The organism is Brevirhabdus sp., from assembly GCF_052826345.1.
In genome coordinates this window covers 1-25,633 of record NZ_JBRBUA010000097.1, presented here as the reverse complement: position 1 = coordinate 25,633, position 25,633 = coordinate 1, and the positions used below count along the sequence as shown (strand labels likewise).

The 25,633-nt window shown below is 66.6% G+C and carries 23 protein-coding genes and 1 pseudogene; 15 read left to right on the top strand and 9 right to left on the bottom strand.

The window, feature by feature from the left end; translation table 11 throughout:
• The first annotated feature begins 35 nt into the window (after nt 1-35).
• From ACU0BR_RS11800 to cysE, 7 genes are all read left to right on the top strand, one after another.
• The gene (locus ACU0BR_RS11800; protein ID WP_446157029.1) at nt 36-668 is read left to right on the top strand and encodes a phage distal tail protein, Rcc01695 family; all 633 of its coding nucleotides are present in this window, start codon (nt 36-38) and stop codon (nt 666-668) included.
• Complete coding sequence (locus ACU0BR_RS11795; protein WP_446157028.1) at nt 665-1,564, top strand: DUF2163 domain-containing protein; 900 nt, start codon at nt 665-667, stop codon at nt 1,562-1,564. Before ACU0BR_RS11800 ends, ACU0BR_RS11795 begins: the two co-directional genes overlap by 4 nt.
• Nucleotides 1,561-2,010 carry an NlpC/P60 family protein gene (locus tag ACU0BR_RS11790; RefSeq protein WP_446157027.1) on the top strand — a complete coding sequence of 150 codons (450 nt, stop codon included), beginning with the start codon at nt 1,561-1,563 and terminating at the stop codon, nt 2,008-2,010. Before ACU0BR_RS11795 ends, ACU0BR_RS11790 begins: the two co-directional genes overlap by 4 nt.
• Entirely contained in the window at nt 2,010-6,005 is a 3,996-nt protein-coding gene (locus ACU0BR_RS11785) for a baseplate multidomain protein megatron (RefSeq protein WP_446157026.1), read from the top strand. The genes ACU0BR_RS11790 and ACU0BR_RS11785 overlap by 1 nt, the downstream gene beginning before the upstream one ends.
• Complete coding sequence (locus tag ACU0BR_RS11780; protein WP_446157025.1) at nt 5,998-6,708, top strand: DUF2793 domain-containing protein; 711 nt, start codon at nt 5,998-6,000, stop codon at nt 6,706-6,708. Before ACU0BR_RS11785 ends, ACU0BR_RS11780 begins: the two co-directional genes overlap by 8 nt.
• Nucleotides 6,709-7,023: a DUF7742 family protein gene (locus ACU0BR_RS11775; protein WP_446157024.1), complete on the top strand. Its 315-nt coding sequence runs from the start codon at nt 6,709-6,711 to the stop codon at nt 7,021-7,023.
• Between the two features lie 140 nt (nt 7,024-7,163).
• Nucleotides 7,164-7,976 (top strand): serine O-acetyltransferase, encoded by an 813-nt coding sequence (cysE, locus tag ACU0BR_RS11770; RefSeq protein WP_446157023.1) that lies wholly within the window; start codon nt 7,164-7,166, stop codon nt 7,974-7,976.
• A gap of 75 nt (nt 7,977-8,051) precedes the next feature.
• On the opposite strand, the gene ACU0BR_RS11765 is transcribed toward cysE, so the two are convergent.
• The 5 genes from ACU0BR_RS11765 to ACU0BR_RS11745 all read right to left on the bottom strand — a co-directional run bounded on the left by ACU0BR_RS11765 (nt 8,052) and on the right by ACU0BR_RS11745 (nt 12,531).
• Nucleotides 8,052-9,389: a pyruvate dehydrogenase complex dihydrolipoamide acetyltransferase gene (locus ACU0BR_RS11765; protein WP_446157022.1), complete on the bottom strand. Its 1,338-nt coding sequence runs from the start codon at nt 9,387-9,389 to the stop codon at nt 8,052-8,054.
• Nucleotides 9,389-9,643 (bottom strand): hypothetical protein, encoded by a 255-nt coding sequence (locus ACU0BR_RS11760; protein ID WP_446157021.1) that lies wholly within the window; start codon nt 9,641-9,643, stop codon nt 9,389-9,391. The genes ACU0BR_RS11765 and ACU0BR_RS11760 overlap by 1 nt, the downstream gene beginning before the upstream one ends.
• 9 nt (nt 9,644-9,652) lie before the next feature.
• Entirely contained in the window at nt 9,653-11,038 is a 1,386-nt protein-coding gene (locus tag ACU0BR_RS11755; protein WP_446157020.1) for a pyruvate dehydrogenase complex E1 component subunit beta, read from the bottom strand.
• Nucleotides 11,039-11,055: 17 nt separating this feature from the next.
• Nucleotides 11,056-12,066 (bottom strand): pyruvate dehydrogenase (acetyl-transferring) E1 component subunit alpha, encoded by a 1,011-nt coding sequence (gene pdhA, locus ACU0BR_RS11750; protein ID WP_446157019.1) that lies wholly within the window; start codon nt 12,064-12,066, stop codon nt 11,056-11,058.
• 162 nt (nt 12,067-12,228) lie between these two features.
• The gene (locus ACU0BR_RS11745; RefSeq protein ID WP_446157018.1) at nt 12,229-12,531 is read right to left on the bottom strand and encodes an FtsB family cell division protein; all 303 of its coding nucleotides are present in this window, start codon (nt 12,529-12,531) and stop codon (nt 12,229-12,231) included.
• Between the two features lie 172 nt (nt 12,532-12,703).
• Here ACU0BR_RS11745 and ACU0BR_RS11740 point away from each other — a divergent pair, with 172 nt between their 5' ends.
• Nucleotides 12,704-14,326 (top strand): acyl-CoA dehydrogenase family protein, encoded by a 1,623-nt coding sequence (locus ACU0BR_RS11740; RefSeq protein WP_446157017.1) that lies wholly within the window; start codon nt 12,704-12,706, stop codon nt 14,324-14,326.
• A 90-nt stretch (nt 14,327-14,416) separates the two neighbouring features.
• Here the strand turns inward: ACU0BR_RS11740 and ACU0BR_RS11735 are convergent, their stop codons facing one another.
• Entirely contained in the window at nt 14,417-15,346 is a 930-nt protein-coding gene (locus ACU0BR_RS11735) for a class I fructose-bisphosphate aldolase (RefSeq protein ID WP_446157016.1), read from the bottom strand.
• A 131-nt stretch (nt 15,347-15,477) separates the two neighbouring features.
• Nucleotides 15,478-16,671 (bottom strand): phosphoglycerate kinase, encoded by a 1,194-nt coding sequence (locus ACU0BR_RS11730; protein ID WP_446157071.1) that lies wholly within the window; start codon nt 16,669-16,671, stop codon nt 15,478-15,480.
• Between the two features lie 127 nt (nt 16,672-16,798).
• Here ACU0BR_RS11730 and ACU0BR_RS11725 point away from each other — a divergent pair, with 127 nt between their 5' ends.
• From ACU0BR_RS11725 to ACU0BR_RS11715, 3 genes are all read left to right on the top strand, one after another.
• Complete coding sequence (locus ACU0BR_RS11725) at nt 16,799-17,305, top strand: peptidylprolyl isomerase (protein WP_446157015.1); 507 nt, start codon at nt 16,799-16,801, stop codon at nt 17,303-17,305.
• Complete coding sequence (locus tag ACU0BR_RS11720) at nt 17,298-17,843, top strand: peptidylprolyl isomerase (RefSeq protein WP_446157014.1); 546 nt, start codon at nt 17,298-17,300, stop codon at nt 17,841-17,843. Before ACU0BR_RS11725 ends, ACU0BR_RS11720 begins: the two co-directional genes overlap by 8 nt.
• A 214-nt stretch (nt 17,844-18,057) precedes the next feature.
• Nucleotides 18,058-18,984: a DUF3179 domain-containing protein gene (locus ACU0BR_RS11715; RefSeq protein WP_446157070.1), complete on the top strand. Its 927-nt coding sequence runs from the start codon at nt 18,058-18,060 to the stop codon at nt 18,982-18,984.
• 90 nt (nt 18,985-19,074) lie between these two features.
• On the opposite strand, the pseudogene typA reads toward ACU0BR_RS11715, so the two are convergent.
• A pseudogene (gene typA / locus ACU0BR_RS11710) lies at nt 19,075-20,894 on the bottom strand (translational GTPase TypA).
• 327 nt (nt 20,895-21,221) lie between these two features.
• Here typA and ACU0BR_RS11705 point away from each other — a divergent pair.
• A complete protein-coding gene (locus ACU0BR_RS11705) occupies nt 21,222-21,887 on the top strand; it encodes a L,D-transpeptidase (protein ID WP_446157013.1) in 666 nt (221 codons plus the stop codon).
• A gap of 37 nt (nt 21,888-21,924) precedes the next feature.
• On the opposite strand, the gene ACU0BR_RS11700 is transcribed toward ACU0BR_RS11705, so the two are convergent.
• A complete protein-coding gene (locus ACU0BR_RS11700; RefSeq protein WP_446157012.1) occupies nt 21,925-22,200 on the bottom strand; it encodes a hypothetical protein in 276 nt (91 codons plus the stop codon).
• A gap of 407 nt (nt 22,201-22,607) precedes the next feature.
• Between ACU0BR_RS11700 and ACU0BR_RS11695 the strand changes: the two genes are divergently transcribed.
• From ACU0BR_RS11695 to ACU0BR_RS11685, 3 genes are all read left to right on the top strand, one after another.
• Nucleotides 22,608-24,275: a thiamine pyrophosphate-dependent enzyme gene (locus ACU0BR_RS11695; protein ID WP_446157069.1), complete on the top strand. Its 1,668-nt coding sequence runs from the start codon at nt 22,608-22,610 to the stop codon at nt 24,273-24,275.
• A gap of 168 nt (nt 24,276-24,443) precedes the next feature.
• The gene (locus tag ACU0BR_RS11690; protein WP_446157011.1) at nt 24,444-25,205 is read left to right on the top strand and encodes a DsbA family protein; all 762 of its coding nucleotides are present in this window, start codon (nt 24,444-24,446) and stop codon (nt 25,203-25,205) included.
• A gap of 147 nt (nt 25,206-25,352) precedes the next feature.
• The coding region (locus ACU0BR_RS11685) for a 2Fe-2S iron-sulfur cluster-binding protein (RefSeq protein WP_446157010.1) at nt 25,353-25,633 on the top strand (281 nt) is incomplete at its 3' end.

Here is a 25,633-nt window from a genome sequence, read left to right as displayed (position 1 = left end):
GTCGCCACACCCATCGACTGGACAAAGGAGCGGACATGACGTTTCACGAGGTGCGGTTTCCCGCCAGCCTGAGCTTTGGTTCCGTCGGGGGGCCGGAGCGGCGGACGGAAATCGTGACGCTGAGCAACGGCCATGAGGAACGCAACAGCCCCTGGGCGCATGGCCGCAGGCGGTATGACGCCGGGCTGAGCCTGCGATCGCTGGACGATGTCGAACGGCTGGTGGCGTTTTTCGAGGCGCGGCACGGGCAGCTTTTCGGTTTTCGCTGGAAGGACTGGGCCGATTTCCGGTCCTGCCTGCCGTCGGCGGTGCCCGCCTTCGACGATCAGCTTATCGGGCGCGGCACAGGGGTGCGGCGCGCGTTTCAGCTGACCAAGAGCTATGCGTCGGGCGCGCAGAACTATATGCGCGCCATCGCCAAGCCGGTGCGGCAGAGCGTGCGGGTGGGGGTCGAGAGCACGGAGCTGGTGGTCGGCGAGGATTTCGAGCTGGATGAGACGACGGGGATCATTACCCTGGCCAATGCGCCCTATGTGGGGGCGGAGGTGACCGCCGGGTTCGAGTTCGACGTGCCGGTGCGGTTCGATACCGACAGGCTGGAGGTTTCCGTCGCGAGCTTTCAGGCGGGCGATGTGATGAACGTGCCCGTGGTGGAGCTGCGCCAATGAGCGGCGCGGAGGCCGCGTTGGCGGCGCATCTGGCGACTGGCGCCACGACCGTGGCGCGCTGCTGGGCGCTGGAGCGGCGTGACGGCATCCGCATGGGATTTACCGATCACGACATGGATCTGGCCTTTGACGGGCTGGTTTTCCGCGCGGCCTCGGGTCTGGGGGCATCGGCGCTGGCGCAGAGCTCGGGCCTGGCGGTCGGCAACACCGAGGTGCTGGGCGCGCTGCGCGGCGGTGGCTTGACCGAGGCCGACATTCGGGCCGGGCGGTATGACGATGCGCGGGTGAGCGTATGGGTGGTGAACTGGCGGGATGTCACCGCCCGCAGGTGCCTGTTCGCCGGCTCGCTGGGCGAGATCGAGCGTAGCGGCGCGGATTTCAAGGCCGAGTTGCGTGGCCTGGCCGAAGCGCTGAACCAGCCGCGCGGGCGGGTCTATCAGGCGCGTTGCCCGGCATTGCTCGGCGATGGCGCCTGCGGTGTCGATCTGAATGCGCCGGGCTATCGCGAGGTGCTGGGCGCTGAGGCGGTCGAGGACGGCCGGCGGTTTCGGTTCGCGGGTCTCGGCCAGCACGAGCCGGGCTGGTTCGAGCGCGGGATGCTGCGGGTCGAAAGCGGCGCGGCGGCCGGGCGGGACGGCTTGATCAAATCCGACTTTTTCGAGGGGACAACGCGTGTCGTGGAGCTTTGGGAAGCGATGCCGGTGCCGGTCGTGCCCGGGGATCTGCTTCTACTGGAGGCCGGGTGCGACAAGGCCGCGGAGACCTGCCGCCTGAAGTTCGATAATTTTCCGAACTTTCGCGGTTTCCCGCATATTCCGGGCGACGACTGGCTGATGCGGGTGCCGACGCGTGCCGGAGAGAACACTGGCGGCAGCCTGTTCGGGGACGCGCAATGAGCGGGCCGGGACGCGCGGATGTCGTGGCGGAGGCGCGGCGCTGGATCGGGACGCCCTATGTGCATCAGGCTTCGGCACGCGGGGCGGGAACGGATTGCCTGGGGCTGATCCTGGGCGTGTGGCGGCGCGTCGTCGGCCGCACCCACGGCCAGATTCCCGCCTATACCCCCGACTGGTCGGAAAGCACCGGCGAGGAGACGCTGCGCGCGGCGGCCGAGCGCCATCTGCTGGCGCGGCGCGGCCAAGAACTGGTTGCGGGCGATGTGATCCTGTTCCGGATGCGGCGTGCCGGCGTGGCGAAACATCTGGGGATCGTCGGGGCCGCCGGATCGCGGCCCAGTTTCATCCACGCCTATGACGGGCACGGCGTGGTGGAAAGCCCGCTTTCCGTGCCCTGGCTGCGCCGCATCGCCGGTCGTTATGGTTTTCCCGAAAGGATGGTTTGATGGCAACGCTAGTTCTGTCGGCGGCGGGTGCCGCGCTGGGCGCGGGTATGGGCGGGTCCGTGCTGGGCGTGTCGTCGATGATGATCGGACGCGCGGCGGGAGCAACGCTGGGCCGTGTCATAGATCAACGCCTGCTGGGTGCGGGGGCCGAGGCGGTGGAGGTCGGGCGGATCGACCGGCTGCGGCTTACCGGCGCCAGCGAGGGGGCGGTGATCCCCGAGGTCTTCGGCAGGATGCGCGTGGGCGGACAGGTGATCTGGGCCAGCGACTTTCTGGAGACCAGCGAGACGACGCGAGGGACGTCGGGCGGAGGCAAGGGCGCCCCGCGCGCGCCGCGCGTCACGCGCTACGGCTATTCGGTCAGCCTGGCGATAGGCCTGTGCCGGGGCGAGATCCTGCGAGTGGCGCGCATCTGGGCCGACGGCGAGGAGGTGGAACCCGAGCGGCTCAACCTGCGGCTATACCATGGGACCGACGCCCAGTTGCCCGATCCCAAGATCGAAGCCGTGGAGGGCGCGGGGCGCGCGCCGGCCTATCGCGGATTGGCGTATATGGTCATCGAGGATCTGGACCTCGGCCCGTTCGGCAATCGTGTGCCCCAGTTCTCGTTCGAGGTGCTGCGGATTGCGACCCCGGCGGCGTGGCGGCCGGAAACCAGCATGACGCATGGCACGCGGGCGGTCGCGCTGATGCCGGGGACGGGTGACTATGCATTGGCGACGACGCCGGTGTATGGCGATGCCGGGCCCGTGGGGCAGAAGGTCTTCAACGTCAATTCCGCCGCCGGGGGCACCGATTTCGATGTGGCGCTCAGGGCCCTGGGAGAGGAACTGCCGAACTGCGGGGCGGTGTCGCTGGTGGTCAGCTGGTTCGGAAACGACCTGCGGGTCGGAGACTGTACCGTGATGCCCAAGCTGGAGCAGAACGCCGTGGACGGGCAGCAGATGCCCTGGCGCGTCAGCGGGCTGACGCGCGCCGATGCGCCGTTGCTGGCGCGGGTCGACGGCAGGCCGGTCTACGGCAGCACGCCGAGCGATCAATCGGTGGTGGAGGCGATCCGCGCGATGCGCGACAAGGGCATGAAGGTCATGTTCTATCCCTTTTTGCTGATGGAGGTTCCGCGCGGCAATGGCCTGCCCGATCCCTATGGCGGCGCGGAGCAGGCGGCGTTTCCCTGGCGCGGGCGGATCACGCTCGACCGGGCGCCGGGTCAGGAGGGCTCGCCGGACCGCGGTGCCGCCGCGGATGCGCAGATCCGTCGGTTCTTCGGCGATGCGGCGGCGCCGGATTTCGCGATATCGGAGGGGACGGTGGTTCATGTCGGCGCCTCCGGCTGGGGATATCGGCGGTTCGTGCTGCACTATGCCCATCTTTGCCGGATGGCGGGCGGGGTGGACGCGTTTTGCATCGGATCGGAGCTGCGCGGACTGACGTGCATCCGGGGTGCCGGTGACGGCTTTCCGGCGGTCAGCGAACTGATCGCCCTGGCGGCGGAGGTGCGGGGCATCCTGGGCGAGACGACGCGGATCGGCTATGCGGCGGATTGGTCGGAATATTCGGGTTACCGCCCCGAAGACGGGTCGGGCGACGTCTACTTCAACCTCGATCCGCTCTGGGCGGATGCGAACATAGATTTCATCGGCATCGACAATTACATGCCGCTGTCGGACTGGCGCGAGGGCGACGATCATGCCGACGCGGCATACGGCTCGATCTATGCGCCGGAGTACCTGAAGGCCAATATCGAAGGGGGCGAGGGCTATGACTGGTACTATCGCACCGAGGCCGCGCGCGCCTTGCAGCGGCGCACGCCGATCGTCGACAGCCAGCATGGCGAGCATTGGATCTATCGCTACAAGGATGTGCGCAGCTGGTGGTCCCTGCCGCATCACGAACGCGTCGCGGGCATACGCAGCGCCGTCGCCAGCCCCTGGAAGCCGCGTTCCAAGCCGATATGGTTCACCGAGATCGGGTGCCCGGCGATCGACAAGGGGACCAATCAGCCCAACGTGTTCCTGGACCCGAAGTCGTCGGAATCCGAAATGCCGTATTTTTCCGGCGGCGGGCGCGACGATCTGATCCAGAAAAGATATCTGGAAGCGCTTTACGATTATTGGGGCGATCCGGCGCGCAATCCCTATTCCGAGATTTACGACGGCGCGATGATCGACATGGCGCGCGCGCATGTCTGGGCGTGGGATGCGCGCCCCTATCCGCAGTTTCCTGCCGACCGCTCCTTGTGGGCGGACGGTGGCAATTATGCGCGGGGGCACTGGATCAACGGGCGGACGGCCACGTTGGACATGCGCGACGTGGTGGCCGAGATCTGCGAGTCGGGCGGCGTGCATGCATTGCGGACCGACAAGCTGCACGCGTCGTTGCGGGGGATGGTCGTGCAGCAGATCGAGACCGCGCGCGCGACGTTGCAGCCGCTCATGCTGGCATATGGGTTCGACGCGAGCGAGGTCGCGGGCACGATCGTCTTTGCCAACCGCGACGGAGAGCCTGACCACCGGCTGGAGCCGGGCCGTCTGGTCGCGGCGCAGGATGCGCACGGCCCGGTGGTGGCGACCCGTCTGCCCAATCCGCAAGCCGCGGGGCGGGTGCGCGTGGGATATGTGGAGGCCGAGGGCGATTACGCCGTGCGCGTGGCGGAGGCCGCGCTGTCGGACGATCCGTCGCTGGCGCAGGCATACTCGGACCTGCCGTTGGCGCTGAGCGAGGCGGAGGCCTCCGCCATCGCGCGCCGCTGGCTGGCGGAGGCGCGGATCGCGCGCGACAGGGTGCAGCTGGCGCTGCCGCCGTCGCGTGCCGACGTGGGGGTGGGCGATGTGATCGAGATCGCGGTGCCTTCGGAGCAGGATGGCCGCGCGGGCGGGGAGGAGCCGAGGACGGACGGCAGCGCCCCCGGCACGGCCGCGGCCGGACGCTACCGCATCGATCGCGTGACCGATGCCGGAGCGCGCGACATCGAGGCCGTGCGTACGGAGCCCGGCGTCTACGCCCCCCCACCGTTCGATGACGTGGCGGCGCGGGTGCGGAAGTACGCTCCGCCCCTACCGTCGGTCGTGGCTTTCATGGATCTGCCGTTGTTGCGCGAAGATGCGGTGCCCCATGCGCCCTATGCGGCGGCGACAGGGGGGCCCTGGCCGGGCGGCGTCGCGGTATTCGCCTCGGACCAGGATGCGGGATATCGGCTCAACACGACGCTGGAGCGGCGTGCGGTCATGGGCGAGACGCTGGCGCCGCTGGAGCGCGCGCGTGCAGGCGTCTGGTCGCGGGGCGTGCGGCTTCGGCTTAGGATCTACGCCGGCCAGCTGAGTTCCGCCGCGCCGGGCGTCGTTCTGAACGGGGCAAATGCCATGGCCATCGGCAGCGGTGCGGACGAGGACTGGGAGGTCTTTCAGTTCACGACCGCCGATCCGGTGGAACCGGGGGTCTATGAGGTTTCGGGCCTGTTGCGGGGACAGCTCGGAACGGATGGAATCATGCCCGACGCCTGGCCGGTCGGCAGCCGTGTCGTGCTGTTGAACGATGCGGTAACACAGCTTGACCTGGCAAGCGCGCAGCGTGATCTGGCGCGCCATTACCGCAGCGGCCCCGTGAGCCGGAGTTACGACGACCCGGTCTATGAACATCGGCAGATGGCATTCGCAGGGGTGGGGCTGCGTCCCTATCGCCCCTGTCATCTGCGGGTGCGTCCCGAAAGCGATGGCAGCCGGGTCGTCACCTGGGTGCGACGCACGCGAACGGACGGCGATAGGTGGGCCGCGGTCGAGGTGCCGCTGGGCGAGGTGAGGGAGGCGTATCTGCTGCGGGTTCTGGTCGGTGGCGCGATCACGAGAGAGGTCACGACGGAGGATCCGTCCTGGCGCTATGGCGCAGCGCAGCGTGCGGCCGATCTGGCGGCGGGCGGCAGGGTGGAAATCGCGGTGGCCCAGATATCCGAGCGGTTCGGAGCGGGCCCATTTGCAAAGGTGACGATCAATGGATGAAACGAGCAGACTGAAGCTGCCGCTGGTGCAGGCCGCGCAGGCGCAGAAACATGTCACGGTGAACGAAGCCTTGCTGCGGCTGGATGCGCTGGGCCAGCTGATCTTGGCATCGCGCAGCCTGTCGGTCCCGCCCGCGACGGCGGCCGAGGGCGCCGTCTACGCGGTGGCTGCGGGTGCGGTCGATGCCTGGCAAGGGCAGGAGGGGCTGCTTGCGATGTTCTTGGGCGGGGGCTGGGTGTTCTTGCCGCCCGAAACCGGATGGCGCGGATGGATCGCCGACGAAGGTCTCTTCGCCACCTTTGGCGGCAGGGACTGGCAGGCGGGCGTTCTGGCATTGTCCGGCAACGGCGCCTCGACCGCGTTCGAAATCGCGGAGTTCGACCATGTTTTGAATGCGGGAGCGGTTTCCGTCACCGCCTTCACGATTCCTAAATATGCGCTGGTGCAGGCTGTGTCGGGCAGGATCGTCGAAACGATCACCGGCACGGTACAAAGCTGGGGCCTGGGCGTGGCCGGGGCCGCGGATCGCTATGCCGACGGCATCGGTCTGGCGCGGGACAGCTGGATCATCGGGGCATCGGGATCGCCGCTGATCTATTATGCCGACACGCCGCTGCGGCTGACGGCCGCGGGGGGCGACTTCGCGGGCGGTGTGATCAGGCTGGCCGTGCACATGCAGACGGTCAGGCCGCCGGATCTGTAGATGCGCCGACTGCTGCATGATGATGTGGTGGCGGCCGGGCGGTTGCTGCTGAGCATTGACGAAGGCGCGCGCCGGGACTTGCTGTGCACCATCATCCGGCGCGCGCATTGGGCGGATAAATATCGCAAGCGGATCGGGCGCGCGCATCCGGTCTGGGGAAACGGCAGCCTGGGCGATGCGGCACGGCTGGCACTGCCCCAGTCGTTGCCGCAGTCGCTGCCGCCCGAGTGTCGCCTGAACAATCGGGATTTCGCCGGGTGCATGGCGCTGGTGTTCGAAACCCTCGCGGGGATGCCCTCGGCAAGCGCGGCGTGACGGGCGCAAGCCGCCGCCGCGCAGGCCTGAGATCTGGCGAAAAACGGCGTGCGGGCGCGGGAAATCTCGGCGAGCTCTTTGCGTTTGTGAGCCTGTGCCTATGTGATATACAAAGGCCCGACTGAAAAAGGACGCCCCTCATGGCTAAGCTTCGCCCGAATCTGACCGATGTAGACCCGGTCTGGAACCGCATCCGCAAGGAAGCGCAGGACGCCATGCGCAACGAGCCGTTGATCGCCGGGCTGGTGCATTCGAGCCTGCTGCATCACGCGACGCTCGAGCGTGCGATGGGCTACCGGATCTCGATGAAACTGGCCTCTGCCGAAATGTCGGAGCAGTTGCTGCGCGAGATCTGCGATGAGGCCTTCGACAGCGAGCCCATGCTGGGCCAGGCGGTGCGGGCCGACCTGGCGGCGATATTCGAGCGCGATCCGGCGTGCCACAGGCTGTTGCAGCCCGTGCTTTATTTCAAGGGATTTCAGGCCATTGAATCCTATCGCGTCGGGCATTGGTTGTGGCAACAGGGGCGCAAGGATCTGGCCTATTTCTTTCAGATGCGCATTTCCGAGGCTTTTGGCGTCGATATTCATCCGGCCGCCAAGATCGGGCGCGGGATTATGATCGACCACGCCCATTCCATCGTCATCGGCGAGACGGCCGTGGTCGGCGACAATGTGTCGATGCTGCATTCGGTCACGCTGGGCGGGACCGGAAAGGACGACGACGACCGGCACCCGAAGATTGCCGACGGCGTTTTGATCGGCGCGGGCGCGAAGGTGCTGGGCAACATCCGGGTCGGCCATTGTTCGCGCGTCGCCGCGGGCTCCGTCGTGTTGTCGGACGTGCCGCCCTGCAAGACGGTGGCCGGTGTGCCCGCGAAAATCGTGGGCGAAGCCGGATGCGACCAGCCGTCCCTGTCGATGGACCAACTGCTGCGCGCCACCGGCGAGTAACATTTGTGTGGCATCACGGCTGCAAGAAAAAAGCTCCCGCCTGGCGGGAGCTTTTTTAATTTTTTGGCAGGGTTTTCAGGCGAGCATCATCATCGGGTTCTCAAGGTTTTCGGCAATCGCCTTGAGCATCTCTGCCCCCAGCGCGCCGTCGATCACCCGGTGATCCACGGACAGCGTCACCGACATCACCGTGGCGATCGCAAGTTCGCCATCCGCGCCAACAACGGGTTTGCGCACCCCTGCGCCGACCGCAAGAATCGCACCATGAGGAGGATTGATCACGGCATCGAAATTATCGATCCCGAACATCCCGAGGTTGGATACCGCGAAGCTGCCGCCCTGATATTCGTGCGGAGCAAGCTTGCGCTCTCTCGCTCTGGCGGCCAGATCCTTCATTTCCGCTGACAGGGCGGAAAGCGATTTGCTGTCGGCGTCTTTCAGGACGGGGGTGAAAAGACCGCCTTCGATCGCGACGGCCACTGCCACGTCGGAAGGCTTGAGCTTCAACACGCGATCGCCCGCCCAGACGGCATTGCCGTCCGGCACCTGCTGCAGTGCAAGCGCGCAGGCCTTGATGATGAAGTCGTTGACCGACAGCTTTACGCCGCGTGGCTCCAACTGTTTGTTGAGCTGACCCCGGAACTTGAGCAGGGCGTCAAGTTCGATGTCCCGCCGAAGATAGAAATGCGGGATGGTCTGTTTGGCTTCGGTGAGCCTGGCGGCGATGGTTTTGCGCATGCCGTCGAGCTTGACTTCCTCATAGGCGCGGCCCTCGTAGATCTTCTTGACGGCATCCGCGGACATCGAAGGCGCCGCCGTCACGGCATCGGCCCCGGCGGTGGGGGCGGCGGGGGCCGCGGCGGGCGTCGGTGCTTCGGCGGCGGATGCGGTGGCGCCCGCGAGGTCGGCCTTGACGATACGACCCCTGGGGCCGGAACCCTTGATCTGGCGCAGGTCCAATCCCTTGTCGCGCGCAATGCGCCGGGCGAGCGGCGACGCGAAGATGCGGTTTCCTTCGCCATCGGTCGGGGATGAATCGGCTGTAGTCGGGGCTTCGCCACGGCCGTAGCCCTTGGCAGGTTCGGTCTGGGCCGACGCCTCGGCCGGTTCGACGTGCGAAGAGGCGTCCGAGGCGGGCTTTGCGGGGCTGCCGATGTCATCGGCGCTTTCGCCGTCTTCCAGCAGAACGGCGATGGGGGTGTTCACGGCCACGCCTTCCGTGCCGGCCGCGACCAGCAGCTTGCCGACGATCCCTTCGTCAACGGCTTCGAATTCCATCGTGGCCTTGTCGGTCTCGATCTCGGCAAGCAGATCGCCGGAGGAAACACTGTCGCCCTCCTTGACCAGCCATTTCGCTAAGGTGCCTTCTTCCATAGTCGGGGAGAGAGCGGGCATCAGGATCTCAGTCGGCATTAGTCCAACTCCTCTACCAGAACACGGTCCCAGGGTTCTTTGACGCGGCCACCGCCCGCGCGGGCTGTATAGGCGTGCAGGATCTGGGGCAGATTGTTGCGCAGCCAGTTCAGGCGATCTTTTTCGCTGGCGTCATCGGCCAGCTCATCGTCGACCATCTCGCCCGGTACGACGACGCGAAACTGCTGATCGCCCAGAGATCCCTGGAACACATAGGCGTTCTGGTCGCTGTTGTAGGTGAATTCATCTGACATTTCGGCGCCTTAACGATAGGTCACTTGCTTGACGGCGTCCATGACCTCCTGCGTCGTCACCAGCGCCAGCTTTTCCAGATTGGCGGCGTAGGGCATTGGCACATCCTTGCCGGTGCAGTTGATCACGGGGGCGTCGAGGTAATCGAACGCCTGCTGCATGAGCACGGCTGAGATATGGTTGCCGATCGCGCCGACGGGGAAGCCTTCCTCGACGGTGACGCAGCGGTTGGTCTTTTTCACGCTTTCGATCACGGTGTCTGTATCCAGCGGACGCAATGTCCGCAGGTCGATCACTTCGGCGCTGATGCCCTCTTCGGCCAGTTTTTCGGCGGCCTCCAGCGCGTATTGCATGCCGATGCCGAAGCTGACGAGCGTGACATCCTCGCCTTCGCGCCAGATTTTCGCCTTGCCGAAGGGGACGGTGAAATCATCCATCACCGGCACGTCGAAGCTGCGGCCGTAGAGAATTTCGTTTTCCAGGAAAATCACCGGGTTCGGATCGCGGATCGCGGATTTCAGCAGACCCTTGGCATCGGCGGCGGAGTAGGGCATCGCGACCTTCAGGCCGGGCACGCTGGCGTACCAGGCGGCGTAGTCCTGGCTGTGCTGCGCGCCGACGCGGGCGGCGGCGCCGTTGGGGCCGCGAAAGACCATGGGCGCGCCCATCTGGCCGCCGGACATGTAAAGCGTCTTGGCGGCCGAGTTGATGATCTGGTCCATCGCCTGCATTGCGAAGTTGAAGGTCATGAACTCCACGATCGGGCGCAGGCCCCCGAAGGCCGCGCCGACCGCGATACCGGCAAAGCCATGTTCGGTGATTGGGGTGTCGATCACGCGCTTTGCGCCGAATTCATCGAGCAGGCCCTGGCTGATCTTGTAGGCGCCCTGATATTCGGCGACCTCCTCCCCCATGAGGAAGACATTCTCGTCGCGCCGCATTTCTTCGGCCATCGCGTCGCGCAGTGCCTCGCGCACGGTGGTCGATTTCATCTCGGTGCCTTCGGGCACTTCGGGCTGCGCGGCCGGTTTTGCCTTCGCGGGGGGGCGGGGCGCGTCAGCGACGGGCTTGTCCTCCACCTGCCGGGGGGCTTCCTGCTGCGGCTGCGACTGCGGCTGCCGGGCGGAGGAGGTTTCCACCGCACCGGCGTCCTCGCCTTCTTCCAGCAGCAGGGCGATGGGGGTGTTGACCTTGACCCCCTCCGATCCCTCGGCGATCAGGATCTTGCCGAGCACGCCTTCGTCGACCGCCTCGAATTCCATCGTGGCCTTGTCGGTTTCGATCTCGGCCAGGATGTCGCCGGAAGCGACGGTGTCGCCCTCCTTGACCAGCCATTTCGCAAGCGTGCCTTCCTCCATCGTGGGGGACAGCGCGGGCATGAGTATTTCGGTTGCCATGTCTTCGTCTCTCTCCCTCAGGCTTCCTGCGGCACTTCTTCGGCGTAGATGTCGGTGTAAAGCTCCGCCAGATCGGGTTCCGGGCTTTCCTTGGAAAACTCCGCCGCGTCGTTCACGATGTTCTTGATTTCCTTGTCGATCGCTTTCAGATCGTCCTCCGACGCGTGATCGCCTTGCAGCAGCATCTCGCGCACATGTTCGATCGCGTCGCGCTCCTCGCGCATCTTCTGGACCTCGTCGCGGGTGCGGTACTTGGCCGGGTCGGACATCGAATGGCCCCGGTAGCGGTAGGTCATGACCTCAAGGATGTAGGGACCCTTGCCCGCGCGGCAGTGTTTGACGGCCTTTTCGCCCGCTTCCTTCACCGCCAGCACGTCCATGCCGTCGACGGCCTCGCCCTCGATCCCGTAGGCCGCGCCGCGTTCCCACAGGCTTGGCGACTTGGTGGAGCGCTTGACGCTCGTGCCCATGGCGTACTGGTTGTTCTCGATCACGAAAACCACCGGCAGATCCCAGAGCTCGGCCATGTTGTAGGTCTCATAGACCTGCCCCTGGTTCGCCGCGCCGTCGCCGAAATAGGCGAAGGTCACGCGGTCGGTGCCCTTGTACTTGTCGGAAAAGGCCAGCCCCGCGCCGATCGGCACCTGCGCGCCGACGATGCCGTGCCCGCCGTAGAAATGTTTCTCCTTGGAGAACATGTGCATCGAGCCGCCCTTGCCCTTGGAGTAGCCCCCCTCGCGGCCGGTCAGTTCCGCCATCACGCCCTTGGGGTCCATGCCGCAGGCCAGCATGTGGCCGTGGTCGCGGTAGGAGGTGACGCGTTTGTCGCCTTCCTCGGCCGCGGCCTCCAGCCCCACGACGACCGCTTCCTGACCGATGTAGAGGTGACAGAAGCCGCCGATCAGACCCATGCCGTACAGTTGACCTGCCTTTTCCTCGAATCGCCGGATCAGCAGCATCTGCTTATAGTGCCCAAGCAATTCTTCCTTGGAAACATTTGATTTCTTTGAAGCTTTTCGGGACGCCATAGATCGCTCCCCCTCCCGGCAATTAAACTAGTTTAGCGTTAAACTAATTCATACAGGATATTTTCAAGACCTGCGAGGGGGGAAATTCCGCCGCGGCGCGAGGCCGGTTCGGGGCCGGGGCGGGGCCGGATCACACCCGTGGCACGGCCGGATCGCGGGCGCTTACTGGATTACGATTTCGTCGGCCCGGATCATCCCCAGCACATCGCGAGCCTGCTCGTCCAGCAGGTCGAGGTCAAGGTAATCGTCTGACAGGCGCTTGGTCTTGTTGCTGATCTCGGCAAGATCGGCCTGAAGCCGGGAAAGTTCCTGCCGCAGGGTATCGGCCTCCGCATCGATCTGGATGCGCTGGAACAGCCCGTAATCGCCCTGGACAGCGCCGAAGGTGAAATACATTCCCAGCGCGAAGACGACGACCACATAGACTGATCCGCCGAGCCCGCTTGTCTTGCCAAGTTCTCTCATCGATGCCTCTGCCGGGTATTGCTTTGATTTCGGTCCCGCTTTCGGCACTATGGCACAGGCGGGATGACAAGAGAATCCCCCTTGACGGGCAGGGTGCGTTTCGACGTGCGGTGTCGTTTTGCCATCACGCGCACCCACCGCCGCAAGAATGACTGCCGCAGGGAGAGCTGCCGTGGCGGATGACGCGGGCGACCAGGCCGAAGACGGCTTCGATTTCAATCAGCCGCAATTGCGCGGCGATGAGGATCTATGGGCGGACGACCGCGCGCTGCGGGACCATGCGCTGGCGCATGGGGCGGATGTGGCGCGGCTGGCGGCCTATGGGCGCAGGCTGGGACAGGCGGAGATACGCGATCTGGGCGCTCAGGCAAACCGCCATGCACCGCGCCTGCTGGATTACGACCGCGGCGGGCGGCGACTCGATCAGGTGGAGTTTCATCCCGCTTATCATCGGCTGATGCAGCTGGGGGTGGAGGCGGGCTATCCCTCCGTCGCGTGGTCGGGGGCGGGGGGCGGTCATGTCACCCATGCGGCGATGGTCTACCTGCATACCCAGGTCGACCCCGGCACCTGTTGCCCGATGACGATGAGCTATGCCGCCGTGCCCGCCTTGCAGTGCGCGGCCAGCGCCGGGGACTGGATCGGCAAGCTGCTGGCGGGCCGCTACGATCCGCGGTTCCGGCCCCTGTCCTCGAAAACCGGCGCCACGCTGGGCATGGCCATGACCGAGCGGCAGGGCGGCTCCGACGTGCGCCGCAATCTGACCGCGGCGCGGCGGGTGTCGGATGATTACCTGCTGGAGGGGCACAAGTGGTTCTGCTCCGCGCCGATGTCGGACGGGTTCCTCACGCTGGCACAGGCGCCCGGCGGGTTGAGCTGCTTTCTCGTGCCGCGGGTCCTGCCCGACGGGCGGCAGAACGCGATCCGCATCAACCGGCTCAAGGACAAGCTGGGCAATCGCTCCAACGCGTCGGCGGAGATCGAATATCACGGCGCCTGCGCGCAGATCATCGGCGCGGAAGGCGAAGGTGTGCGCGCGATCCTGCCGATGGTGCATCACACCCGGCTGGATACCGCGATGGCGCCCGCCGGGCTGATGCGCGCCGCGCTGCGCGAGGCGCATCACTGGTGCGCCGGTCGCAGCGTGTTCCAGCGCCGCCTGATCGACCAGCCGCTGATGCGCGCCGTGCTTGCCGATCTGGCGCTGGACTGGGAAGCCGCGCTGGCGCTGGGTCTGCGGGTCGCCGCCGCCTATGACGCGCGGGACGCGCATTCCCGCTCCCTGTCGCGGATCGCGGTGGCCCTGGCGAAGTTCCTGAACAACAAACGCTGCCCCGGCCTCATCTATGAGGCGATGGAGGCTCTGGGCGGCATGGGTTATGTGGAGGACACGCCGCTGCCGCTGCTCTACCGCGAGGCGCCACTCAATTCGATCTGGGAAGGGTCCGGCAACGTGATCTGCCTCGATATCCTGCGCACGCTGCATCGCGATGGCGCGGCCGGGGTGGCGCTGGACCGGGTGCTGGATGGCGCGCGCGGCGCGGTGCCGGGCTACGACCGCGCACTCGATGCCCATCGCGCCCGTTGGCCCGCACCCCCCCAGGAGGGGGAGGCGCGCTGGTTCGCGGAACGGCTCGCCATGCTGCTGAGCGCCGCCGCGCTGATCGAGACCGCGCCGTCCGAAATCGCCGGGGCCTATGTCGGCACCCGGCTTTCCCGCGAAAGCGGCCATGTCGCGGGCGCGGTCGCGGGCCTGCCCGAGGATGCGATCCTCGCCCGGCTGGCCCCCGGCTGATCCGTCTTTCGACCGGCCCCCTGCGCGGTGCGCCGCGCGTCGGCATTCTGCGGCGCGCGGCCTACGCGCGGGTTTCCTGTGGCGCGCGGCCTACGCGCGACCCTTGTAGATATCGATCAGCTTGGACAGCATATCCAGCGCTTCGTCGCGCGGCCGCTGAAAGCTGTTGCGCCCGATGATCGACCCGTTGCCGCCGCCGTCGCGGATCGCGCGGGCATCGTCGTAGACGCCGTCGATTCCCTTTTTCGCACCGCCCGAGAACACGACGATGCGCCGACCGGCGAAAGATGCCTCCATGCAGTGGCGCACGCGCGCCGCCTGGCTTGCGATGTCGATCTTCTCGGCCTCATAGACCTTCTTGGCCTCGCCCAGGCTCAGATGATCGGTCGACAGCTTGATCTTGATGACATGCGCGCCCAGCAGCGCCGCGATCTGCGCGGCATAGGCGGCGATGTCGATCGCGGTTTCGCCGTCCTTGTTCAGCGACTCGCCGCGCGGATAGGACCAGATCACCGTGGCCACGCCCTTTGCGGCGGCCTCCTCGCGCATGGCCGAGATCTCCTCGAACATGTCGAGCGCCATGTCCGAGCCGGGATAGATGGTGAACCCGATGGCCGAGCAGCCCAGCCGCAGCGCATCGTCGACGCTTGCGGTCACCGCCTGGTTCTTGCCGGCCGTGTCGGACATCAGCGAATTGGCCGAATTGGCCTTCAGGATCGTCGGGATCTGCCCCGCGAAAGTGTCGGCCCCGGCCTCCAGCATGCCCAGCGGCGCGGCATAGGCATTGAGCCCCGCATCGATCGCAAGCTGGTAGTGGTAATGCGGGTCATAGGCGGCCGGGTTGGCCGCAAAGGACCGCGCGGGCCCGTGCTCGAACCCCTGATCGACGGGCAGGATGATCATCTTGCCGGTCCCGCCCAGCTTGCCGTTCATCAGCATGCCGCAAAGCTTGGCCTTTACGCCGGGGGTCTCGCCCTCATAGTTGGCAAGGATTTTCTGAACGGTCCGCGTCGCTTTCATGGAAGATCACCGATTTTTGTTTCTGATTTCATCAATGGCATAGAAATCTTGATACAGGATCGCAATGCCCCGCCAAAGCCAAAGCGGCATCTCGGGGTGCATTTTTGCAGCTCACACAGCGGTTTGCGCTATCAGTCGGCGTATAGCGCCGCGACACCGGGCAGGGTCTTGCCCTCCATCCATTCCAGAAACGCCCCGCCCGCGGTCGAGATATAGCTGAACTGCCCGGCTGCGCCCGCATGGTTGAGCGCCGCGACCGTGTCGCCGCCGCCCGCCACGCTGACCAGCCCGCCCGCCTGCGTCAGCGCGCCCGCGCGGATGGCGGCGGCATTGGTCGCGGCGTCGAAGGGCGCGATCTCGAAGGCGCCCAGCGGACCGTTCCAGATCAGCGTGCGGCAGCTCTCCAGCACCGAGGCGATCGCCCCCACGCTGGCAGGGCCCGCATCGAGGATCATCGCATCCGCGGGGCAGGCGTCGGCGGGCAGGGTCTCATTCAAGGCGTTCGCGCGGAATTCGCGCGCGACGACGATGTCGGTCGGCAGGTGAATGGCGCAACCTGCCGCCGTCGCCTTCCGCTCGATCTCGCGCGCGGTGTCCAGCATGTCGAGCTCGGCCAGCGATTTGCCGATCTCCAGCCCGCGCGCGGCGAGGAACGTGTTGGCCATGCCGCCGCCGATGATCAGGTGATCGACCCGGCCGACGAGATTTCCGAGCAATTCCAGCTTGGTCGAGACCTTGGCGCCGCCCACCAGCGCCGCGACCGGGCGCTGCGGCCGACCCAGCGCGCGTTCCAGCGCCGCCAGTTCCGCCTGCATCAGGCGGCCGGCACAGGCGGGCAGCAGATGCGCCACGCCCTCGGTCGAGGCATGGGCGCGATGCGCGGCGGAAAAGGCGTCGTTGCAGTAGATATCGGCCAGGGCCGCCAGCGCCTGCGCGAAACCGGGGTCGTTGGCTTCCTCTCCCGCGTGAAAGCGCAGGTTTTCCAGCAGCACGATCTCTCCCGGCGGTATCTGCTCCACCTCCCTGCGGGCGGCCTGCATGTCGGCGGTGTCGACGAAACGGACCGGCGCGTTCAACGCACGCTCCAGCTCGGGCACCAGCGGCCTGAGCGACATCGCGGGCACGACCTGACCCTTGGGCCTGCCGAAATGCGCCGCCAGGACCACGCGCCCCCCGCGCGCGCGGATGTCCGCCACGGTGGGCGCGATCCGCTCGATCCGCGTGGAATCGGTGACCTTGCCGTTTTCCAGCGGCACATTGATATCGACGCGCAACAGCACGCGCCTGCCGTCCAGATCGATGTCGTCAAGGGTTTTCCAGGGCATCGCGGCCTCCTCGGGGCAGGGGATCTCCGTGTATTCGCCCGATCTGCGGCCCTGCGTCAACCATTCTCCCTTTTCCTCGGGGCGCCGGGGCCTTAGGTTCTGTTGCAAGGAAATTCAGGAGGGCCCAATGGCCGACATCAAAGACCCCGAGAACACCATCATCATCGAACTCAAGGACGGCCCCGTCACGATCGAGCTGCTGCCCGACGTCGCGCCCCAGCATACCGCCCGCATGAAGGAGCTGGCCCGCGAAGGCGCCTATGACAACGTGGCGTTCCACCGCGTCATCGATGGTTTCATGGCGCAGACCGGCGATGTCGCCAACGGCAACATGGAAAAGGACTTCAATCTCCGCATGGCGGGCACCGGCGCATCCGACAAGGCCGACCTGCCGGCGGAATTCTCCAAACTGCCGCACGACCGTGGTACATTGGGCGCCGCGCGCTCCTCCAACCCCAATTCCGCCAACAGCCAGTTTTTCATTAATTTTTCTGACAATCATTTTCTCAACGGCCAATACACCGTCTACGGCCGCGTCATAGAAGGGATGGAACATGTCGACAATATCGCGAAGGGCGAACCGCCCGCGAACCCGGACCGCATGGTCTCTGTCAAGGTTGCCGCGGATGCGTAACGCGCTGCTCGCGCTGCTGATGACCACCGCCCCCGCCTTCGCGGCGGGGCTGGAGCTGACGATCGAGGGCCAGGCCAACGGAACGGTCACCATCGACCTGCTGGAGGACGTGGCGCCGCGCCATGTCAAGCGGCTGACCGCCCTGGCCTCCGAGGGGGCTTACGACGGCGTTGCGTTTCACCGCGTGATCGACGGGTTCATGGCACAAACGGGCGATGTCGAATTCGGCAAACCCGGCGATGACATCCGCATGGCCGGCCGGGGCGGATCGTCAAAACCCGATCTGGACGCGGAATTCTCCGACATCCCGTTCACGCGGGGCGTCGTGGGCATGGCGCGGTCGCAATCGCCCAATTCCGCCAACAGCCAGTTTTTCATCATGTTCGGCGATGGCGCCTTCCTCAACGGCCAATATACCGTGGTCGGCAAGGTCACCAAGGGCATGGATGTGGTCGACAGGATCAAACGCGGCACCGGACCCAACGGCGCCGTGACCAGCGACCCCGACCGGATCAAATCCGCGCGCGTCACCAGGTAGCGCATGTAAATCCCGCGTGAGGGGGCTATCCAGGTCCCCTCCGCCCTGCCAGCATCATCCCCACCCAACGGCGGAGGATGCGATGCGATATGTTCCCGGACGCTATGAGTTCATGCTGGCGCTGAGCGTGCTGGGCGCTGCAACCCTCGGCCCCGCGGTGTCGGGCGATCTGCTGTCGCGGCTGTCGGCCACGGCCCGCCCGGCGGCTGCCGCCATGGCCGCGGCCGGGGAAGGCACGGTCCCGTCCCTCTGGTCGCGCGAATGGCCCGACACGGATTTCACCCGCCGCAGCGTCGATCTCGCCGAAATCATCTCCGGCGGGCCGCCCAGGGACGGCATCCCGGCCCTGTCGGACCCCGAGTTCCTGAAGGCCGGGCAGGAGACGCGCCTTGCCGCGCGCGAGCCGGTCATCGCGCTGGAGATCGAGGGCGAAACCCCGCGCGCCTATCCGCTGCGCTATCTGACCTGGCACGAGATCGTCAACGATCAGGTGGGCGCGCTGCCGGTGGCGGTGACCTTCTGTCCGCTCTGCAACTCCGCCATCACCTTCGACCGACGGCTGCAGGGGCGCAGCCTCAGCTTCGGCGTCAGCGGCAAGCTGCGCCATTCCGACATGATCATGTACGACCGGCAAACCGAAAGCTGGTGGCAGCAGGCGCTGGGGCAGGCGGTGGTGGGAGAGCTGACAGGCGCGGAACTCTCCCGCCTGCCAAGCTGGATGGAAAGCTGGGCGGACTTCCGCGGGCGCAACCCGCAAGGTCTCGTTATGGCGGAGCCGGACTGGCCGCGCGCCTACGGGCGCAACCCCTATGTCGGCTACGACACCGCCGCGCGTCCCTTCCTCTATGGCGGAGAGATGCCGCCGCACGGCATCGCGCCGCTGTCGCGCGTGGTCGCGGTGGACGGGCGCGCCTGGCCGCTCGACCGGCTGCGCGCGGCCGGAGAAATCGAGGAGGCGGGCCTGCGCATCAGCTGGCGCGCGGGCCAGGCCTCCGCCCTCGACAGCGCCGCCATCGGCGAGGGCCGCGACGTGGGCAGCATCCGCGTCCGCGACGGCGCGGGGCGCGATGTCCCGCACGACCTGCTGTTCGCCTTCGCCTTCCACGCCTTTCACCCGCAAGGGCGCTGGATGCTCGACTAGATTTTCATTGTCGCAAAAAATATCCCCGCCGGAGGCAAGAGAATCTCTGCCTCCGGCGGGGATATTTCGAACCAGAAGAAGCGGCGCGCGTCAGCCGGTGGCGCGGCTCTGGCGCTTGCGCTCGTGCGGGTCGAGGAAACGCTTGCGCAGCCGGATCGCGTTCGGCGTGACCTCGACCAGCTCATCGTCGTCGATATAGGCGATGGCCTGTTCCAGCGTCAGCGTCACGGGGGTGGTCAGCCGCACGGCCTCATCGGTGCCCGAGGCGCGCACGTTGGTCAGCTTCTTGCCCTTCAGCGGGTTCACCTCCAGGTCGTTCTCGCGCGAATGTTCGCCGATGATCATGCCCTGATAGATCGGCTCCTGCGCGCCGATGAACATCTTGCCCGATCCTCGAGGTTGAACAGCGCATAGGCCACCGAGGTGCCGTTCTCCATCGAAATCAGCACGCCCGCGCGCCGACCCGGGATCGGGCCCTTGTGGGGCGCCCATTCGTGGAACACCCGGTTCAGCACGCCGGTGCCGCGGGTGTCGGTCAGGAACTCGCCGTGATAGCCGATCAGCCCGCGCGAGGGCACATGGGCGATGATGCGGGTCTTGCCCGCGCCCGCGGGTTTCATCTCCACCAGATCGCCGCGGCGGGCGCCGGTGATCTTTTCGATGACGGCGCCGGAATATTCGTCATCGACGTCGATGGTGACCTCTTCGACAGGCTCCATCTGCTGGCCGTCCACCTCGCGGAACAGCACCTGCGGGCGCGAGATCGACAGCTCGAACCCTTCGCGGCGCATGTTCTCGATCAGCACGCCCATCTGCAATTCGCCCCGGCCCGCGACCTCGAAGGCCTCGCCGCCGGGCGTGTCGTTGATGCGGATGGCCACATTCGATTCGGCCTCCTTCATCAGGCGCTCGCGGATGACGCGGCTTTGCACCTTCTTGCCGTCGCGGCCCGCGAGCGGACTGTCGTTGATGCCGAAGGTAACGGTGATGGTGGGCGGATCGATCGGCTGGGCGGGCAGCGCCTCTTCCACCGCCGTATCGCAGAGCGTGTCGGCCACGGTCGCCTTGGACATGCCCGCCAGCGAGACGATGTCGCCCGCGACGGCCTCGTCGATGGCCACCTGGTTGAGGCCGCGGTAGGCCATGATCTTGGTGACGCGGAACTGCTCGATCCGCTCGTTCTTGCGCGACAGCGCCTTGATCGTCTCGCCCGCCTTCAGCGTTCCGCTTTCGACGCGGCCGGTCAGCAGGCGCCCGATGAAGGGGTCGGCGCCCAGGGTGGTGGCGAGCATGCGGAAGGGCTCTGCCGCGCGCGCGATCTGCTGGGGCGCGGGGACGTGCTCGACCACCAGGTCGAGCAGCGCGGAAAGATCCTTGCGCGGGCCGTCGAGCTCCATATCCGCCCAGCCGGAGCGGCCGGAGGCGTACATCGCCGGGAAATCGAGCTGTTCGTCATCGGCGTCGAGGTTCGCGAAAAGGTCGAAGACCTCGTCCAGCGCGCGGTCGGGTTCCGCGTCGGGCTTGTCGACCTTGTTGAGCACCACGATCGGCCGCAGCCCCAGCGCCAGGGCCTTGGAGGTGACGAATTTCGTCTGCGGCATCGGCCCTTCGGCCGCGTCCACCAGCAGCACGACTCCGTCGACCATCGACAGGATGCGCTCCACTTCGCCGCCGAAATCGGCGTGGCCGGGGGTGTCGACGATGTTGATGCGCACGCCCTTCCATTCGACCGAGGTCGCCTTGGCGAGGATGGTGATGCCACGCTCGCGTTCCAGGTCGTTGCTGTCCATCGCGCGTTCCGCCACCGCCTCGTTGGCGCGGAAGGTGCCCGACTGTTTCAAAAGCTCGTCCACCAGGGTGGTCTTGCCGTGGTCCACGTGGGCGATGATCGCAATGTTGCGCAGGTCCATATCCGGCCTCGATTGTTGGGATTGGCCGCGCGTTACACTGCCCGCGCCCGAAAGGCCAGTGGCAAAGCGGAACGGACACTGTCAACTGCGACCGGGTGAGGCAGTTACGCGGCGGCAAAAGGGGGGCAAAAGGAGCGGCGGCGGGCGGGCGCGGAGCGGGGGCGGGGCGGATGCTTCGCCGGGGCGCTCTCGCTATGGTGAACGCTCCGCTCTTGAACCTGCGGCTGGCGGAACCTTTAAGTAGCCAGCGAATTGAGACCGTCGGCTCATACCGGCGCAGCCGACGAATCCTGAGCAAAACCACGAACAAGAGCACGGAGCCACAAGATGCTGACGAGACGCCATTTCATCCAGACGACCACCGCGTTGTTTTCAGCCTCGGCGGCGACGCCGCTCCTTGCCAATACCTGGTCCACCGAGGCGCAGAAGGCCGCCTGGGATGCAGAGGTCACCCCGCCGAACTTCGATCCGGCCACCTCCAATCCCTGGGGGCTGCATCCGCGCCTGCTGCCGCAGCGGGTCATGGCGAAAGAGGGGCTGATCCCCGGGGACATCCATGTGGATGCCATCGCGCGCTATCTCTACCACATCGAGGAGGGCGGCACCGCGATGCGCTATGGCGTCGCGATCGCGCGCGGCAATCTCTATGAGCCGGGTATCTACACGATCAAGCGCAAGGTCCGGTGGCCGCATTGGCAGCCGACGCAGAACATGATCGACCGCGACCCGGAGCTATATGCCGACATCGCCGACGGGATGGAACCCGGCCCCAAGAACGCGCTTGGATCGCGCGCGCTTTACCTTTTCGTGGGCGAGCGCGACACCTACCTGCGGATCCACGGCACGCCGTATCCCTCGAGCATCGGCGGCCGTGCCAGTTCCGGCTGCGTGCGCATGGTCATGGCCCATATCAACACCCTTTACCCCAATGTGAAGCTCGGCTCGATGGCGTTCCTCTATTCGGCCGAGGACAGCGTGACCCCGAGAAGCTGAGCGGCGCGCCCTCTGCCGCGCGCCGCCCCGCGGACGATCATGACGGCTGCGCGGCGGCGCAGATCGGGTTGCCCCCCGGCGAGCGCAGCGGCACCAGCGTCGTTTCGACCGGGCCGCTGTGTTCATACCAGTAGCAGCCATCCTCGGGCCGCAGCCGCGCGGTGGAGAGGTCCTGCTCGGGCGCCGCGAGCGCGGCGACGTTGTCGGGAATCCGGTTCACGTCGACCGGGGCGCTGACGTCTTCGCGCACGGGCGCGGTGCACCCCGCGACTATCAGCAGTGCCATCAGGATCGGTGCGCTTCGTCTTTGCATCTATGCCTCGCTCTCTCTGTCGGCTTTCGCCCCTGAATCAGGGCCGTTGCGCCAGCATGGTCAATGGGTGCCGCGGGTCCATGCGCCGCGGCGCTGTCGTCTTGGCTGGGCGACTACCGGGATCGCCGCCCCGACGCTCTAATGGCCCGCACGCTCGTGTCAATGCGACAGAGAAAGTCCGCCCGCCTGCGCGCTTTCTAGCGTCGCTATGAGTATTTTCACCGGGAAGAAGCGGAAGATCGCGAAACGGCAACCGCGGGTTCCGCCCGGAAATTTCGGGGATGCGCTTGTTTTCCCGCAGGCATAGGCTGTGGCCGAACCGCGCGCCGAAAGGAGGCTTCATGTCACGCACCATGACCGAAAGAGATCAGGCCGGGTCCGCGGCCGCCGCCCGTAACGCAGACGTGATGGGCGGTGAGGCGCGAAACGGCGGCGCGCTGGTGGTGGCCTGCCTGCTGGAGCTGGGCGCGCGCCGCGCCTTTGGCGTGCCGGGGGAGAGCTATCTGGCGGTGCTGGACGCGCTGCACGACACCCGCGGCGCGCTCGATTTCACGATCTGCCGCAACGAAGGCGGGGCGGCTTTCATGGCCGAGGCCTGGGGCAAGCTGACCGGCACGCCCGGCATCGCCTTCGTCACGCGCGGACCGGGGGCTGCGAATGCCTCCATCGGGGTACATGCGGCCATGCAGGCGAGCACGCCGATGATCCTTTTCGTGGGGCAGATCGCCATGCGCGACCGCGGCCGCGAGGCGTTCCAGGAAGTCGATTATCGCGCCATGTACGGCCCTTTGGCGAAATGGGTGACGGAATGCGACGACGCCGCGCGCCTGCCCGAGACGATTGCCCGTGCCTGGGGAACCTGCCTGTCCGGGCGGCCCGGTCCGGTGGTGGTGGCGCTGCCCGAAGACATGCTGAGCGCCGGGTGCGGCGCGCAAGGCTGCGGCGCCCTGCGCATCCCCGAGGCGGCGCCCGCCGATGACGACATCGAGACCCTGTCGCGGATGCTGACAGCGGCCGAACGCCCGCTGGTGATCGCGGGCGGCGGCGGCTGGAGCGCACGCGCGCGCGCGGATCTGGCGCAATTTCTCGACTGGCACGGCATCCCGGCGCTGTCGGCTTTCCGCTATCATGACCTGCTGGACAACCACGGGCCGGGCTACGGCGGCGACGCGGGCGTGGGGATGTCGCCCTCGGTCCGCCGCTCGATCGTCGAGGCGGATCTGATCCTGGCGCTCAATATCCGCTTCGGCGAGATGACGACCGACGATTATACCATCGCCGCGCCGCCGCGGCTGGGCGCGCGGCTGATCCATGTCCATGCCTCGGACCGGGAGCTGGGCAAGATCTATGCCGCGGATCTGCCGATCCATGCGGGCCCGAACCGCATGGCGGCGGCGCTTGCGCGGGTCGCCGTTCCCGGCGATTGGGCGGCCTGGCGCAACCGGGTGCGCGACGGCTACGAGGCGGGATTCGACACACCCCCGCAACCCGGCCCGGTGGATATGGGCGAGGTGATGCGCCACCTGCAGCAGGTGCTGGCCTCCGACGCCATCGTGACCAACGGCGCGGGCAATTTCGCGATCTGGCCGAACAAGCTGTTTCGGTTCGGCCCCGACCAGCGGCTGCTGGCACCGCAGTCGGGGGCGATGGGCTATGGCCTGCCCGCGGCCATTGCCGCCCGCGTTGCGCATCCCGACCGGCAGGTGGTCTGTTTTGCCGGGGACGGCGATTTCCAGATGACGTGCCAGGAACTGGGCACCGCCATGCAGGCGGGGGCCTGTCCCATCGTCCTGATCCTCAACAACGGCACCTACGGCACGATCCGAATGCATCAGGAACGTCATTACCCGTCGCGCGTGTCGGGCACGCAGCTGGAAAACCCCGACTTCGTCGCGCTCGCGCGGGCCTACGGCTTTCATGCCGAAAGGATCGCCCGGACCGGGGATTTCCCGGCCGCCTTCGCGCGCGCCTGTGCTTCCGGCAGCGGCGCGGTGCTGGACCTGATGACGGGCGAGGAGGCGCTGACCCCGCGCCAGACCCTCAGCCAGATCCGCGCCGCCGCGCAGCAGGGCTGATGCGCGGGCCGCGGCCGATCCGCGCGCCCGCGGTCCGCGCACCGCTCACAAACCCGTGGGATCGCAATGCATCGTTGTGGCGCCCGGTGGTTCTACCATAGTATCTTCGGAAATTTGCATATGTGCGCGGGTGTCGCGCACATTCCAGGATCGTTGAAAGGATCGCCCATGCGCCGCATTCTCGCCACCACCGCCCTGATGATCGGGATGACCCTGCCTGTCGCGGCGTCGGCCCAGCAGATGGACAAGGAGGCCGTGAAGCAGATCATCACCGAGACGCTGCAAGCCAACCCGTCGCTGGTGCTGGACGCGATCACCTCGAACCCCGAGGTGGTGATGCAGGCCATCACCATCCTGCGCGAACGCGAAGCCCAGGCCGAAAAGCTGAGCTCGCAGGCGGCGCTGGCTTCGGCGCAGCAGGATCTCTTTTCGGACGACAACGCGCCGGTCGGGGGCAATCCCGACGGCAAGCTCGTGATCGTGGAGTTCTTCGATTACAACTGCCCCTATTGCAAGCGCGCCATGCCCGTCGTGAAAAAGGCGATCGAGGCCAACCCGGAGCTGAAGGTCATCTACCGCGAGTGGCCGATCCTGTCCGAAGGCTCGGTCGTGGCGGCGCGCGCTTCGCTGGCCGCGCAGAACCAGGAAAAATACGACGCGTTCCACGAACAGCTGATGCAGATCAAGGGGCAGGCCAATGAGACCAGCGTGATGAAGGTCGCGCGCGAGGTCGGGTTGGACATCGATAAGCTCAAGAAGGACATGCAGAGCGACCGGGTCGAAAGCCATATCGCCACGTCGATGCAGCTGGCCCAGTCGCTCAACATCAACGGCACGCCCACCTTCGTGATCGGCGACCAGCTGATCCCGGGCTTCATCCAGTACGATCAATTCCAGAAACTGCTGGACGACGCGCCGGAAAACGGCTGACGCGACATCTCCGCGCCGCGCGGTTGCCGCGCGGTCCTCGGCGCTCCGCCGAGAATTTCAGGAACCTCGGGCGCGAGGACGGGTTGGAACCCTTGAACGGTCGGGGCTGTCCATTGTGACGGCCCCGATCTGCAAGAGGAGACCCCGATGAAGACTGCCCTGAAGGTCAACGGCTCCGGCGTCGAACTGGATGCCGACCCCCGCGTCAGCCTGCTCGACGTGCTGCGCGACCACCTCAAGCTGACCGGCACCAAGAAGGGCTGCGATCACGGCCAATGCGGCGCCTGCACGGTGATGGTCAACGGGCGGCGCATAAATTCCTGCCTCACGCTGGCCTGCATGCACGACGGCGATGAGATCACCACGATCGAGGGGCTGGGCGGCCCCGGGGATCTGTCGCCGATGCAGGCGTCCTTCCTGTCGCATGA